Here is a 13331-nt window from a genome sequence, read left to right on the forward strand (position 1 = left end):
AATCGGCGCGCAGGCAAGCACGCCCGTCACAGAGCCACGGTGAAAAAAAGTAAATATGCGTAAGTAAAACCCGGCGAAACAGTGAGGTTTTTCATCTTTGTGCTACAAACAAGCATACAGAGTGCAATGTGGCCACTTGCCCCTCCTACTTGCTAGCCGCCGGACTGTCTCAAAATGAAAACAAAAAAAGACGCTGTGACCGCCCCCGTGACCGAAGCCACTCTGGCCAACCTGGCAGATACGCTCCTGGCCCCACTCGAACCACTGCCGCCACCCGCGCCGCAAGCACTGGCGCACAGCGACAGCAGCGACGAGCAGTACATGTATTTCACCGAGCGCGACATTGATCGCATCCTCGACAACCTCGACGGCCTGCGCAGCCTGGTGTTCCCACCCGCCCCGCAGGATGAAGACAACGAACGCCGCGTGCAGCATTTCCCCTCCGTCTGCCTGATCGGCCTTGGCCGCTGCGGCTCGAACATCGCCTTGGACGTTGCCTCACTGGTGTACAACGCTCGGCAGTTCTACCTGAGCGAGTTCAACAGCGAAGAAAAGGCCGTAGCCGAGCAAGATTTCCGCCCCACGCGCTGGATCCGCAGCAACCTGCTGCGTGCACCGAGCAAAGACAGCAAGCCGGTTTTTCTGATCGAACCACTGGTAATGCTTGGCGACCTGGACAAAGACATCGAAGGACGCATCCGCTTCTCGCGTAAGGGCGAAACCAGTGGCTTCCTCAACGACTACAGCAAGATGAAGATCATGGACCTCTCCGAGGTACATGCCGGTGGTGCGGGCAACGCGCCGATTCTCGGGCAGTACCTAGCCAAGATCATCCTCAACAAGGACACCCAGCGCTTTACCAATGAAGACTGGAAGTTCATTCACAGCTACTTGATAGACTCCTGCGGGATCAAAGCCAACCAGTCGCGACTGTATTTCTATATCTTCAGCGCCGGCGGCGGCACCGGTTCGGGCATGGCCTCGGAGTTCGGCCTGGCCCAGCAATTTGCTTATATGAGCAAGACCTTCGACACGAAGATCTTCGATGACAGCCCGGAAAACCGCGACCACAGCTTCGTCTTCGAGCCAATCTTCACCAGCGGCATCTGCATCCTGCCGAACATTTCCGACCAGCGCAGCGAAATGTCAGAGGCCCTGCACATCAACGCAGGGCGCTTGCTGTGCAAGTACCTCGCGGAAGAGTGGGACTTCTCCTACAACTTCGACAATGAAGAAAACAGCGAAGAAAGCGTGATGCGCCGCATCCGCCCATGGAACGCCATGATGCTGATTTCCAACGACATCATGCGTTACGCCGAAGAGAGCGATGACGGCAATATCCAGAACATCGACGTCAACGCCATGGAGCGTCACGCCAACCAGTACATTTCCCAGCAAATTTTCAACATTCTCACCGCCCAGGCGGTAACCACCGACTACGACCAGAACTACTTCCGCCGCGCCGGCATCGACATCGGCGAAACCATCCGCCTGGACGCCAACGACCTGTTTATGAGCCTGGCCGGCCCGGTGGCGGTGGCCTATGCCGAGTCCGTAGTGCCAGAGCAAAGTGCTGCGGCATTAGACAAGTTCCGTGTGCTGGATAAAGAGCCGTCGCGCCTGAATATCGACGACCTGTTCTTCCGCTCCATCGACCTGCCGCACTTCAACAAAGTGACCCAAGCCATTGAGGGCATCAGCCTGCTGCCGATCGAGTCCAAGCGTTACCGCGAAGCGCTGGAGGAGTACAAGAAGTCCGATTACAACGCCAGCAAACTAAGCGACCTGCACTTCTTCAAGAACTGCTCCTCGGTGGTGTCGATTGTCTCCTTGCCGAAAGACTACAAACTTTCCTATATGGATCTGAACCGGCTGAAAACCCACCTCAACAGCCTGTTCCCCAACACCACCTTGAAACGTTATGCACTGGTCATCGGCGCGTCGGCCAACCTCTCGCTGACCACCTTGATCGCCAAGAGCCCGTGCCTGTCGGATGATTTTCTGACGCTGATTGTGGCCTTTATCAAGCGCTGCTTCGCCCGCGATCCGCACCGCTTCGATGAAAGTCTGGACAACGCCATTCTCGACTTCATCATGAGCGATGAGTTCGACGAAGTGCGCGTCGACGCCATGCTCAATGAGTACGAAAATCCGGCGAAAATCCTCGACACCAACTGGTACGCGATCAAACCGATGTACGAGAAGAAGTACCGCGAGCTGATCCACGATCAGGACAAGTTCGTGTCGATCAACGACATTCGCCTGTCACGCGACAGCGTTAAGAAAGCCATCAAATACCTACGTGAGATCTACCGCCACCGCATCGGCAAGACCCGGGTTATCTCGCTCAACAAGTACCACGAAGATCCGCAAGACTAGGATCTGTTGCCGTTTCATCGCGAGCCGCGTTGCAGTGAGTGAAACGGCACAGACCCTAAACGCAGAACACCTGTTGCGCAGCAGCCACTGCCGCGCAACAGGTGCAAGCGCTTACACCGCCCTCAGCTCTGCGCCAACAACTCACGCCACTTATCAAGCCACCCCAGGCTCTGCTGAGTGCCCGCCTCATCCGGTCGATACTCAGCCGCCAGCCAGCCCTGATAAGCCGTTTCACGCAAGGTCAGCAGTAACGGGGCAAATTTCACCTGGCCGCTTCCCGGCGCACCGCGACCAGGATAATCGGCAAACTGTACATGACCGATACGCCCCGCCAGTAAGGTCAACCCGGCCTGCACATCCAACCCCTGACGTGCCATGTGATAAAAATCGTACTGCGCCGTTAAATTCGGATGAGCCACTGCCCCAAGCAACACATCCAGTTGTTCAGGGGTATTGATCAGGAAACCCGGCATATCCAGTGGGTTAATCGCCTCCACCACCACACCAATACCCAATAGTTGAAACGCCTCAGCGGTCTTGCGCAGATTGCTGATCAGACACGTCAACGCTTGCTCAGGCTCAAGACCTTCGGCCAACCGCCCAGGCAACACATTCACCAGCGCCGGGCGCACCATAGCGGCGTAGCTCAAGGCCTCCTGCAGTGCGGCGTCGAACTCGGCCTGACGAGCAGGCACCGCGGCCAAACCGGCGCCGCCACTCATCAGGTCACCTGCGGGCAGATTGATCAAACGCAGCGGCATACCAGCAGCATCCAGCGCCTCTTTCAGGCGGATAGCCGGCAACTCGTAGGGAAACTGGATTTCCACGCCATCAAAACCGGCAGCAGCCGCAGCCACCACCCGCTCGACAAGGGGAAGTTCGGTAAACAGGAGTGACAGGTTCGCGGCGATTTTCATGTATTGGGCTCCCGATAAAGCTGCACAAGCGTAGCCGGATCACATTCAAGATTGCCCTGACGGCCGTGCTGGCGCATCAGTTGCGCGGCCAGCCCAGTGAGCGGCGTAGCCGAACCGATCTGTTGTGACAGCTTGACGGCCGTATCCAAGTCTTTGAGCAAGGTGCGTACATGCCACTTGACCGGCTCAAACTGACTCTCAGCCATCTGTGGTGCAAGAATCTGCAACGGTTTGGAGTCAGCGAAACCACCTGCCAGCGCTGGAGCAATCAAGCTGGCATCAACCCCGGACTGTTCGGCCAAAGCCACCACTTCGGCGATCACCAAGGCGTTGCAAGCCACGATCATCTGGTTGCATACCTTGGTCACCTGACCCGCCCCTACATCGCCCATGCGCGTCAGGCGCTGCCCTAGGTGAGCAAGAATCGGCCGCACACGTTCGATATCCTCAAGCCGCCCACCGGCCATGATCGCCAGCGTGCCATTGGCCGCGCCGAGGGTGCCGCCAGAAACGGGCGCATCAACCCAATGCATACCGCTACGCGCATACAGCTCGGCGGCCATATTACGGGTGGCGGCTGGCTCCAGGCTGGAAAAATCCACCAGTAACTGTCCAGGTTTGGCTGTCTCGGCAATGCCACCACTGCCGAACACTACATCGCGCACCACCTCGGTATTGGCCAGGCAGAGCATGACGATGTCCGCCTGCTGACACAGCTGCGAGGGGGCGTTTAGCGCTTGCGCGCCCTGGGCTTGTAGCGCAGCACACTTCTCAGCGGAACGGTTCCAGACCACCAGCGGATAGCCCGCGGCCAGCAGCCGCTGAGTCATGGGCAAGCCCATCAAGCCAATACCCGCGAAGGCCAATGCAGGAAGAGCGATGGGCATAGGCAAACTCCAAATTAGTGATAAGCGCTATCTAAACGCAGCGTGTTCGCAGACCTGCCCTGGCAGCGTTGGCCCCTAAGCAGGCACGAGCTGCAGTCAACGGCTGCGCTCGCAAGAGGCAGATAGCCTATAAGCCATCCTGCTGTAAATGATCGAGGTTTACCGGGTCGCCACTATGGGCACCAAGCTTGGCGCGAATATCCTCAAACATATGATCGTACTCAGCATGGCCATGCATGATCAGGCTGTTATTGGTCGGCAAGCCATGCTTGTGTGCGAGCCGGGTAGCCACACTGGCGAAGTTAAACGCCGTATCGCGGTGCAGCTCAAAAACCTCGTCAAACCCTTTGCCACTCACCTGCCCTTGTAACTGCATGTGCAGCATCGGGCCTTCGACTGGGTCTTGGCGCACGTGGTAATGCAGATCAATGCTGAACACTGGCAGATCAGCTGTGGCCACACTATTACCGCGATGCAAATGACCGGGTTCAAACATACTGGTAACCCCTTTATCTAAGTTGCAGCGCTGTCGGTGCTATGCCGGCTGGGGACAACGCTCCAAATCAGTGCAGCGCTGCACGCTCACTGCGTTCCTGCGCCAACACCCAGGGCGCAACTACCACCGCCCACAGCTCTGGGTCGCGGGTTAGCAGGTCTTCGGCATGGCGATCATCAGCCCTGTTCAACTGTCCCGCAGCCAACCACGCAGAAACTTTTTCCTGATCATTCTGCGCCACAGCCTGCGCCACTTCGATCAGATCCTGCGCACCGTCAACCAGTAGCAACGCGCCACGGGCAAACACAGGTTGCAGCTCCTGCCAGGTAATAGATGCAGTTTCACCAAGCAGCTTGGCATAGAGGGTGCTAGGTTGTTCTGTCATGGGGAGTTCAGACATGGATTACCCTGTTATCAATGGCCGCTTTACGAATCGGTCACCATGATAGCGCCGAGCAGCCTGCAGGCAAATTCACCCTGCTGCTCGCGACGCTACCAGCGGCACCTAAGACACGCCGTTTTTTTATACGTTTATTACGTTAAAGCGACACCCCAGGGTTTTGCCCCCAGCATGCTGCTTTTCAAGCCGCAAAGCCGCGCTCTACACTGCACCGGTACAGTTGCCGGGGGGATAACCGGGGGACAACCCGGTTCTGCAGCTTTGGCCGCCAGGACTACAACAATCAAAACCAATAAGAGTGGAGCATTATGAACAAGGCTACTAAGCAGATTTCCAAGCTGTTTGCCGCCATGGCCATGGCAGGTGTTGCCAGCTACTCGGTAGCGGCTGACACCATCAAAATTGGTCTGGCTGGCCCAGTCACCGGCGCAGTCGCGCAGTATGGTGAGATGCAATTCATCGGTGCCAAAATGGCCATCGAGCAGATCAACAAAGCCGGCGGGGTGAACGGCGCACAACTCGAAGGCGTAGTTTATGACGATGCCTGCGACCCTAAGCAAGCAGTGGCCGTGGCCAACAAAATCGTCAACGACGAAGTCAAATTCGTGGTTGGCCACCTGTGCTCCAGCTCCACTCAGCCAGCGTCTGACATCTACGAAGACGAAGGCATTCTGATGATCACTGCGGCTTCCACCAGCCCAGAAATCACCGCCCGTGGCTATGAACTGGTATTCCGCACCATCGGTCTGGACAGCCTGCAAGGGCCAACCGCCGGTAACTTCATCGCCGACCACATCAAACCGAAAGCTGTTGCCGTGATCCACGACAAACAACAGTACGGCGAAGGTATTGCCACTGCGGTCAAACAGACCCTGGAAAGCAAAGGCACCAAAGTGGTTCTGTTCGAAGGCATCAACGCCGGCGATAAAGACTTCTCTTCGATGATCTCCAAGCTAAAGCAAGCGAACGTGGACTTCGTTTACTACGGCGGCTACCACCCAGAACTGGGCCTGCTGCTGCGTCAAGCGTCCGAGAAAGGCCTGAAGGTCAAGTTCATGGGCCCTGAAGGCGTCGGCAACAAGGAAATCTCGGCCATCGCTGGCCCAGCTTCTGAAGGCCTGCTGGTAACCCTGCCGAAGTCATTCGACCAGGACCCACGCAACCAAGCCCTGGTTGATGCGTTCAAAGCCAAGAACGAAGACCCAAGTGGTCCGTTCGTGTTCCCAGCCTACGCCGCTGTTCAGGTTATCGCCGAAGGCATCACCAAAGCTGGCAGCACTGACACAGCCAAAGTGGCTGCTGCACTTCGCGCCAACAGCTTCGATACCCCGACTGGCAGCCTGGCCTTCGACGAGAAGGGCGACCTGAAGGACTTCAGCTTCGTGGTTTACGAATGGCACCAGGACGGCACCAAGTCCGAAGCCAAATAAGCACGCCCCACGCATGAATCCAAAACCCACTGCCCAGCAGTGGGTTTTGTTTATTAGAAGAATCCCGGTTGCACGCTGCGCCACAAGCGCCGCCTTGCGTGACAGCCCAGGAGTTAGGCAATGCCTGATCTTTATCACTACCTACAACAGCTGGTTAACGGTCTGACCGTTGGCAGCACCTATGCCCTGATCGCCATCGGCTACACCATGGTTTACGGCATCATCGGCATGATCAACTTCGCCCACGGCGAGGTTTATATGATTGGCTCGTACGTCGCCTTTATCGCCATCACCCTGCTGGCCATGATGGGCATCGATAGCCTGCCACTGATCATGATTTGCGCGTTCGCCGCGAGCATCATCGTCACCAGTGCGTTCGGCTATAGCATCGAACGGGTGGCCTACCGACCGTTACGTGGAGGCAACCGGCTAATCCCATTGATTTCCGCGATAGGCATGTCGATCTTCCTGCAGAACGCCGTGATGCTTTCTCAGGACTCCAAGGACAAAGCCATCGCCAACCCACTCCCAGGCAATTTCGTGTTTGGCGAAAGCGCTATGAACGGCGTGGTAATTTCCTATATGCAGGTGCTGATCTTCGTCGTCACCTTCGTCGTCATGCTTGCTTTGACCCTGTTCATTTCCCGCTCACGCCTGGGTCGTGCCTGCCGCGCCTGTGCTGAAGACATCAAGATGGCCAATCTATTGGGCATCAACACCAACAACATCATCGCCCTGACCTTTGTCATCGGTGCTGCCCTGGCTGCCGTCGCGGCCGTGTTGCTGGGCATGCAATACGGCGTGATCAACCCCCACTTGGGCTTCCTCGCCGGCATCAAGGCGTTCACCGCTGCGGTACTTGGCGGTATCGGCAGCATCCCAGGTGCCGTACTCGGCGGCCTGGTACTGGGTGTGGCCGAAGCATTTGGGGCCGATATCTTTGGCGACCAATACAAGGACGTCGTGGCATTCAGCCTGCTGGTATTGGTGCTGCTGTTCCGCCCTACCGGCATCCTCGGCCGTCCGGAGGTTGAAAAGGTATGAGCAAGAACCTCAAAACTGCCCTGTTCAGCAGCATCCTTCTGCTGCTGATCGCCTACCCGATTCTTGGCCTCAAACTCAGCGTCGTCGGCATCAGCCTGCAGGTACAAGGCGCCAGCGCGCAAACTCTGTGGACCATCGGCATTGCCGCTGCATTGCTGTTCATCTGGCACCTGCTGCTGCGTGACCGCCTGCTCGGCGGTGAAAAGCTCAAAGGTGCCCTGCCCAGCCTGCCGCAGAACCTGAAAAACGCCATGACCCTCCCCAGCGTGCAGCGCTGGATCATGCTCGCGTTGTTCGTCGTGGCGCTGGCCTGGCCGTTCTTCGGTTCGCGCGCAGCGGTGGATATCGCCACACTGATCCTGATTTACGTAATGCTGGGCATTGGCCTGAACATCGTGGTTGGCCTCGCCGGCCTGCTCGACCTGGGCTATGTCGGCTTCTACGCAGTAGGCGCTTACACCTACGCACTGCTGGCCGAGTACGCAGGCTTCGGCTTCTGGACGGCATTGCCAATCGCCGGCCTGATGGCTGCCACGTTTGGTTGCTTGCTGGGCTTCCCGGTACTCAGGCTACGCGGTGACTACCTGGCCATCGTGACCCTCGGCTTCGGCGAGATTATCCGCATCATGCTGCGTAACCTCACCGACATCACCGGCGGCCCGAACGGTATCAGCTCGATTCCCAAGCCAGAGCTGTTCGGTCTGTCGCTGGACCGTCGCGCACCGGATGGTGGCCAGACCCTGCATGACTTCCTCGGCATCGCCTACAACTCCACCTACAAGGTGATCTTCCTCTACCTGATCGCGTTGCTGCTGGTACTGCTGGCCATCTTCGTGATCAACCGCCTGATGCGCATGCCGATCGGCCGCGCCTGGGAAGCCTTGCGTGAAGACGAGATCGCCTGTCGCGCCTTGGGCCTGAACCCAACTACTGTGAAGCTCTCCGCCTTTACCATCGGTGCCAGCTTCGCCGGTTTCGCCGGTAGCTTCTTCGCCGCCCGCCAGGGGCTGGTGACACCGGAGTCGTTCACCTTTATCGAGTCGGCGATGATCCTCGCCATCGTCGTACTGGGCGGCATGGGCTCGCAGCTCGGGATTATCTTCGCGGCGATCGTGATGACGTTGCTGCAGGAAATGCGCGACTTCAACGAGTACCGCATGCTGATATTCGGTCTGACCATGATCGTGATGATGATCTGGCGTCCGCAGGGCCTCATGCCCATGCAACGCCCACACCTGGAGTTGAAACAACGATGAGCCGCCCTATTCTCGAAGTGAGCGGCCTGTCCATGCGTTTTGGCGGCCTGCTGGCCGTCAACGAGGTCAGCCTCACGGTCAATGAAAAACAAGTCGTGTCGATGATCGGCCCAAACGGTGCCGGTAAAACCACAGTGTTCAACTGCCTGACGGGCTTCTACAAACCAACCTCGGGTAGCATCCGCCTGGCGGGTGAGCAGATCGAGGCTTTGCCTGGCCACAAGATCGCCCGCAAAGGCGTGGTGCGGACTTTCCAGAACGTTCGCCTGTTCAAGGAAATGACCGCGGTGGAGAACCTGCTGGTTGCCCAACATCGCCACATCAACACCAACTTCCTCGCCGGTCTGTTCAAAACCCCAGCGTTTCGCCGCAGCGAGCGCGGAGCCATGGATTACGCGGCGCACTGGTTGGAGCAAGTCAACCTGACCGAGTTCGCCAACCGCCCAGCCGGCACCCTGGCATACGGCCAACAACGCCGCCTGGAAATCGCCCGCTGCATGATGACCCGCCCGAGCATCCTTATGCTCGACGAGCCAGCAGCCGGCCTTAACCCGCGGGAAACCGACGACCTAAAAGCGCTGATCGGCATGCTGCGTAACGAGCACAACATCACTGTGTTGCTGATCGAACACGACATGAAGCTGGTCATGAGCATTTCCGACCACATCTATGTGATCAACCAGGGCACCCCCCTGGCAAACGGTACGCCGGAGCAGATCCGCGACAATCCGGACGTGATCAAAGCCTACCTGGGGGAAGCGTGATGCTGTATTTCGAGAACGTTTCCACCTTCTACGGCAAGATCCAGGCGCTGCATGATGTCAATGTCGAGGTTCGCCAAGGCGAGATCGTCACCCTGATCGGTGCCAATGGCGCTGGTAAATCGACCCTGCTGATGACCCTGTGTGGTAACCCGCAGGCCACCAGCGGCAGAATCCGTTATCAAGGCGAAGAGCTGATCGGCCTGGAAACCCCAGAGATCATGCGCAAAAGCATCGCCGTGGTACCAGAAGGTCGTCGCGTATTCGCCCGCCTGACCGTGGAAGAAAACTTGGTAATGGGCGGGTTCTTCGGCAGTAAAACCGACAACCAGGAACAGATGGACAAGGTTCTGCACCTGTTCCCGCGCCTGAAGGAACGCTTCGCCCAGCGCGCGGGCACCATGTCCGGTGGTGAGCAGCAGATGCTCGCCATCGGCCGCGCATTGATGAGCAAGCCTACCCTGCTGCTGCTCGATGAGCCGTCACTGGGGCTGGCCCCCATCATCATCCAGCAGATCTTCGACATCATCGAACAGCTGCGCAAAGACGGTGTAACCGTGTTCCTGGTCGAGCAGAACGCCAACCAGGCGCTCAAGCTGGCCGACCGCGGCTACGTGCTGGAGAACGGCCGCATCGTTATGCAAGGCAGCGGCCATGAACTGCTCAATGATCCAAAGGTGCGCGACGCCTATCTAGGCGGCTGAACACCTGCGAGGACAAAAGACCGCTCCTCGGAGCGGTTTTTTATCGCCGGCAATTTATCGCAGCCACTGCTGCAGGCCGTAATTAGGTAAGCATGAGCATCTTTCCTGGCAACTTTATCTGCGCCATTCGCCCGATGATCCGTGCACTTGCAGCATGGCCAGTTACAATGGTCGCCCTTTTTTACCGATGACTGCTGTTATGACCGACCCGATTCGCCTGTCCAAACGCCTGATCGAAGTGATCGGCTGCTCGCGCCGTGAGGCTGAGCTGTATATCGAGGGCGGCTGGGTGACGGTGGATGGCGTGGTCGTCGAAGAGCCGCAATGCAAAGTTACTGAACAACGCGTCGAACTGCTGCCCCATGCAGTCGCGACCCCATCAGAACCCGTCACCTTGCTGCTCCACGTACCCGCTGGGCACTACCCGGACCGCGCCATCGAGAGCATCAGCCCGGCCAGCCATTGGCAGGAAGACAGCTCCGGTATCCGCCCACTAAAAAACCATTTTGCCCGCCTCACCAGCTGCGCGCCGCTGCAAGTGGGCGCTGACGGCCTGCATGTCCTGACCCAAGACTGGCGCATCGAGCGTAAGCTCAAGGACGACCTGAGCAAGCTTGAGCAGGAATATGTGGTCGAAGTCGTCGGCACGCTCAGCCCCAGCCAACTGCAACGCCTCAATCATGGTTTGACCTTCAATGGCGTGGCCCTGCCTCCGTGCAAGGTCAGTTGGCAAAACGAAACCCGCCTGCGCTTCGCCTTGAAGAACCCACTGCCTGGCCAATTGGTATTCATGTGCAACAGCGTCGATCTTAAAGTGCTGGGCATGAAGCGCATCCGCATTGGCGGCGTGCCAATGGCCAAAGTGCAACCAGGGCAATGGCGCTACCTGGCCAGCAAAGAGCGCTTCTAACTATTTTTTCAGCGGCTGCCCTCAGGCAACCGCCCTCTTCAGGATCTACCAATGCTTAACAACGACGTACTGCGCAGCCTGCGCTACACCCTCGATATCAGCGATGCGCAAATGGTCGAGATCATCCAACTGAGCGGTAAACAGGTCACAGTTGCTGAGCTCAGCCCAATGCTGAAGAAAGAAGACGAAGAAGGTTTCACGGCTTGCGATGACGAGCTGATGGCGCACTTTCTCGACGGTCTGGTGTACTTCAAACGTGGCAAAGATGACAGCCGTCCGGCTCAGCCGTTCGAGCTGCCGATGACCAACAATATGGTGCTGAAGAAACTGCGCGTGGCCTTCGAGCTGAAAGAAGACGACATGCACGCGATCATGAACAGCGTCGACTGCCCGGTATCCAAACCTGAGATGAGCGCCCTGTTCCGCAAATTTGGCCACAGCAACTACCGCACCTGCGGTGATCAATTTCTGCGTAACTTTCTCAAGGGCCTGACCCTGCGCGTACGCGGTGAATAACCCTAAGCCATCTCCTGCATGGCGATGTATTTCCACGGGCAATAGTGCCTGCCGCATGGCAGGCACAGGATTAGGCTAATGGCATTCATCCCCTGAGGATTTGCCATGCACCCCTACTTTTCCCTGCAAGGTCGCACCGCTCTGGTTACCGGCGGCACCCGTGGTATCGGCAAGATGATCGCCAAAGCCTTTGTCGAAGCCGGTGCCACCGTCTACGTCTGTGCACGTGACGGCAAAGCCTGCGCACAAACCGCCGCCGAACTGTCAGCCTTCGGCATCTGCCATGGCATCGCAGCCAACCTGGCCAGCGAAGAAGGCGTGCAGATGCTTGCCGAGCAATTGGCCGGCAAGATCGACAGCCTGGATATCCTCGTCAACAATGCCGGTACCACTTGGGGCGCACCGCTGGAAAGCTACCCGGCCAAGGGCTGGGAAAAGGTCATGCAACTTAACGTGACCTCGGTGTTCAGCTGCATCCAAAAACTGCTGCCGCTGCTGCGCAAAGCCGGCAACGCGGACAACCCGGCACGGGTGATCAATATCGGCTCGGTGGCCGGCATCACCGCCCACGGCGAAGACGCCTATGCCTACGGCCCGAGCAAAGCGGCGCTGCACCAGCTGTCGCGCATGCTCGCCCGCGAACTGGTCAGCCAGCACATCAACGTCAATGTGATCGCCCCAGGCCGTTTCCCGAGCAAGATGACCCAGTTTATCGCCCAGGACGAACACGCCATGGCCGAAGACTGCGCGCTAATCCCAATGCAGCGCTGGGGCCGTGAAGAGGAAATGGCCGCCCTGGCGATCAGCCTGGCCAGCACCGCTGGGGCCTATATGACCGGCACGATCATCCCCATTGACGGCGGTTTTCACCTTTAGTCAGGTACTATGGCGGCGTTTTCACTCGATTACGTCGCCATGCCCTACTCCGTTTCCCCTATCGGTTTTGTCCGTTCCTGCTTCAAGGAAAAATTCGCCATTCCGCGCCAGCCACAGCTCGCACCGGCCGCTCGTGGCGTACTGGAGTTGCTCGCACCCTTTGATAATGGCGATGCCGTACAAGGCCTGGAACAAGTCAGCCATGTCTGGCTGCTGTTTCTATTCCATCAGGCTTTAGAAGACAAACCGCGCTTGAAAGTACGCCCGCCGCGCTTGGGCGGTAATCAATCCGTTGGGGTATTCAGCACGCGTGCGACCCACCGACCCAATGGCATCGGCCAGTCGGTGGTCAAGCTGGATAAGGTTGAAGCAGGCAAGCTATGGCTGTCGGGTATCGACCTGCTCGACGGTACCCCGGTACTGGATATCAAACCCTATGTGCCGTATGCCGATAATGTTGCAACGGCCTACAACCGCATCGCCGACAGTGCACCGCTACTGATCAAGGTCACCTGGCAGGACCAAGCACTCGCTCAGGCACATAGCCACGGGCAACGCCTCGACGAGCCGCTAGTCGAACTGATCGACCAATGCCTGGCCCAAGACCCGCGCCCGGCCTACCAGCAACCTGGCCCAGAGCGCCGCTACGGCGCCCGCTTCTGGGATGTCGATGTGCATTGGCATTACCCGCGAAGTGACACCATCTGTGTATTGGAGATAGTGCCGGCAGATTGACCAGAATGCGCGACACCACG

Annotated in this window: 14 protein-coding genes; 10 read left to right on the top strand and 4 right to left on the bottom strand. The window is 58.0% G+C overall.

Features of this window, described 5'->3' with window-relative positions; all coding sequences use genetic code 11:
- The first annotated feature begins 174 nt into the window (after positions 1 to 174).
- A complete protein-coding gene (locus tag VCA57_RS09210; RefSeq protein WP_411184688.1) occupies positions 175 to 2379 on the top strand; it encodes a hypothetical protein in 2205 nt (734 codons plus the stop codon).
- Between the two features lie 122 nt (positions 2380 to 2501).
- On the opposite strand, the gene VCA57_RS09215 is transcribed toward VCA57_RS09210, so the two are convergent.
- The 4 genes from VCA57_RS09215 to VCA57_RS09230 all read right to left on the bottom strand — a co-directional run bounded on the left by VCA57_RS09215 (position 2502) and on the right by VCA57_RS09230 (position 5064).
- Positions 2502 to 3296 carry a hydroxypyruvate isomerase family protein gene (locus VCA57_RS09215; RefSeq protein ID WP_411184689.1) on the bottom strand — a complete coding sequence of 265 codons (795 nt, stop codon included), beginning with the start codon at positions 3294 to 3296 and terminating at the stop codon, positions 2502 to 2504.
- Positions 3293 to 4183, bottom strand: coding sequence for an NAD(P)-dependent oxidoreductase (locus tag VCA57_RS09220; RefSeq protein ID WP_411184690.1), 891 nt, complete (start codon positions 4181 to 4183; stop codon positions 3293 to 3295). Before VCA57_RS09220 ends, VCA57_RS09215 begins: the two co-directional genes overlap by 4 nt.
- 127 nt (positions 4184 to 4310) lie before the next feature.
- Entirely contained in the window at positions 4311 to 4679 is a 369-nt protein-coding gene (locus VCA57_RS09225; protein ID WP_411184691.1) for a DUF5064 family protein, read from the bottom strand.
- Positions 4680 to 4746: 67 nt separating this feature from the next.
- Positions 4747 to 5064: a DUF2288 domain-containing protein gene (locus tag VCA57_RS09230; protein ID WP_411184942.1), complete on the bottom strand. Its 318-nt coding sequence runs from the start codon at positions 5062 to 5064 to the stop codon at positions 4747 to 4749.
- 323 nt (positions 5065 to 5387) lie between these two features.
- Here VCA57_RS09230 and VCA57_RS09235 point away from each other — a divergent pair, with 323 nt between their 5' ends.
- From VCA57_RS09235 to tsaA, 9 genes are all read left to right on the top strand, one after another.
- Positions 5388 to 6509, top strand: coding sequence for a branched-chain amino acid ABC transporter substrate-binding protein (locus tag VCA57_RS09235; protein ID WP_411184692.1), 1122 nt, complete (start codon positions 5388 to 5390; stop codon positions 6507 to 6509).
- 120 nt (positions 6510 to 6629) lie between these two features.
- A complete protein-coding gene (gene livH / locus VCA57_RS09240; RefSeq protein WP_411184693.1) occupies positions 6630 to 7553 on the top strand; it encodes a high-affinity branched-chain amino acid ABC transporter permease LivH in 924 nt (307 codons plus the stop codon).
- The gene (locus tag VCA57_RS09245; protein ID WP_411184694.1) at positions 7550 to 8809 is read left to right on the top strand and encodes a high-affinity branched-chain amino acid ABC transporter permease LivM; all 1260 of its coding nucleotides are present in this window, start codon (positions 7550 to 7552) and stop codon (positions 8807 to 8809) included. Before livH ends, VCA57_RS09245 begins: the two co-directional genes overlap by 4 nt.
- A complete protein-coding gene (livG, locus tag VCA57_RS09250) occupies positions 8806 to 9573 on the top strand; it encodes a high-affinity branched-chain amino acid ABC transporter ATP-binding protein LivG (protein WP_411184695.1) in 768 nt (255 codons plus the stop codon). Before VCA57_RS09245 ends, livG begins: the two co-directional genes overlap by 4 nt.
- Entirely contained in the window at positions 9573 to 10274 is a 702-nt protein-coding gene (locus tag VCA57_RS09255; protein WP_411184696.1) for an ABC transporter ATP-binding protein, read from the top strand. Before livG ends, VCA57_RS09255 begins: the two co-directional genes overlap by 1 nt.
- Positions 10275 to 10473: 199 nt before the next feature.
- Positions 10474 to 11184, top strand: coding sequence for an rRNA pseudouridine synthase (locus VCA57_RS09260; RefSeq protein WP_411184697.1), 711 nt, complete (start codon positions 10474 to 10476; stop codon positions 11182 to 11184).
- A gap of 51 nt (positions 11185 to 11235) precedes the next feature.
- Entirely contained in the window at positions 11236 to 11700 is a 465-nt protein-coding gene (locus VCA57_RS09265) for a DUF1456 family protein (protein ID WP_411184698.1), read from the top strand.
- A gap of 105 nt (positions 11701 to 11805) precedes the next feature.
- Positions 11806 to 12576 (top strand): SDR family oxidoreductase, encoded by a 771-nt coding sequence (locus VCA57_RS09270; RefSeq protein ID WP_411184699.1) that lies wholly within the window; start codon positions 11806 to 11808, stop codon positions 12574 to 12576.
- 39 nt (positions 12577 to 12615) lie between these two features.
- Positions 12616 to 13311: a tRNA (N6-threonylcarbamoyladenosine(37)-N6)-methyltransferase TrmO gene (gene tsaA, locus VCA57_RS09275; protein WP_411184700.1), complete on the top strand. Its 696-nt coding sequence runs from the start codon at positions 12616 to 12618 to the stop codon at positions 13309 to 13311.
- The last annotated feature ends 20 nt before the right edge of the window (positions 13312 to 13331 follow it).

This window comes from Pseudomonas sp., from assembly GCF_046581935.1.
Taxonomy (GTDB): Bacteria; Pseudomonadota; Gammaproteobacteria; order Pseudomonadales; family Pseudomonadaceae; genus Aquipseudomonas.